Below are 1444 nucleotides of genomic sequence, written 5' to 3' on the forward strand. Positions count from 1 at the left end.
TAGGGGGCATGTGGGTGGCGGGGTCCCCGGGCCGCGCCGAAGGCGCTGCCCGGGGCAGATAGACTTTCGCGGGATCCCCCCCCGTCAGTCGAACGGGCCAACCTGCTGGTCCGGCTGGAGAGTTGTGCGCAGTGGCGACCACGAATGATCTGAAGAACGGCATGACGCTCGACCTCGACGGCACCCTGTGGAACGTCGTCGGGTTTCAGCACGTCAAACCCGGCAAGGGCGGGGCCTTCGTCCGGACGACGTTGAAGAACGTGCTGACCGGCAAGGTTGTCGACCGTACCTTCAACGCCGGGGTGAAGGTCGAGGTGGCGACCGTCGACCGCCGTGAGATGAGCTTCCTCTACCGTGACGGCGCTGATTTCGTCTTCATGGACAGCGAGTCGTTCGACCAGATCCCGATCCCGCCGGCGGTCGTGGGCGACGCGGCGAGCTACATCCTGGAGAACACGACGGCGACGGTCGCGCTGCATGACGGGGAGCCGCTCTACGTGGAGCTGCCCGCCAGCGTCGAGCTGGTCATCGCGGCGACCGAGCCGGGTGTCCAGGGCGACCGTTCCACCGGTGGCAACAAGCCGGCGACGCTGGAGACCGGTGCCACGGTCCAGGTGCCGCTGTTCATCACCACCGGGGAGAAGGTCAAGGTGGACACCAGGGACGGCCGCTACCTGGGCCGGGTGACGAGCTGAGCGCCCGGTCGAAGGCCCGCAAGCGCGCTCTCGACATCCTTTACGAGGCGGACCTGCGCGGGAGCAGCTTCACCGAGACTCTCGCGCAGCGGCTCGCCCAGGCCGACCCGCCGGTGCCCGAATACACGGTCTCGCTCGTCGAGGGTGTCGTCGAGCGGCTCGCCGACATCGACGAGATGCTCTCCGACCATGCCGAGGAATGGACCCTCGAGCGCATGCCGCCGGTGGACCGCAACATTCTGCGGATCGGCGCGCTGGAACTGCTGTGGCGTGAGGACATCCCCGACGGGGTGGCCATCGACGAGGCGGTGGCGCTGGCGGGTCTGGTGTCGACCGAGCGGTCGCCGGTCTTCGTCAACGGGCTGCTGGCGCGCCTGCTCGACCTCAAGCTGGGCCGGGCCTCCCGCTCGTAGGAGCGCGGGCCCGCAGCGGCCTGGCGGGGAACATCACTGGCGGGGAACATCCCTCGCGGGGAACGCCAGGAGCGCGACAGCTCGTAGGAGGCCCGTCAGGCCCACCGCGGCGCGACCGCCGGGAACAGTGTCGAGGCCCCGCTCGTTCGAGAACGTGGGTGTCCCCGGCCTGGCCGGGTGACATCTCGGAGGATGTCCCGACCAGGCCGGGGGCGAAGCGGCCGGACCTGCTCGTCTTCCGTCGGCGGCACGCGGGAACGATCTGCCGCCGACGGCCGTCCGGACATGACGACGCCCGTGACGACGGCATACGCGGAGACGACGCTGGCTCCGCGT

General features: G+C 69.7%; 2 protein-coding genes. Both read left to right on the forward strand.

Going from position 1 to position 1444, the window contains the following annotated elements; all coding sequences use genetic code 11:
* Positions 1-131: 131 nt before the first annotated feature.
* On the forward strand, positions 132-695 hold the full coding sequence (gene efp, locus AC5LSR_RS02065) for an elongation factor P (RefSeq protein ID WP_250284813.1): 564 nt from the start codon (positions 132-134) through the stop codon (positions 693-695).
* On the forward strand, positions 692-1108 hold the full coding sequence (nusB, locus tag AC5LSR_RS02070) for a transcription antitermination factor NusB (protein WP_445548488.1): 417 nt from the start codon (positions 692-694) through the stop codon (positions 1106-1108). Before efp ends, nusB begins: the two co-directional genes overlap by 4 nt.
* Positions 1109-1444: the final 336 nt, after the last annotated feature.

The sequence above is a fragment of the Protofrankia sp. CiP1_Cm_nod4 genome (assembly GCF_982290645.1).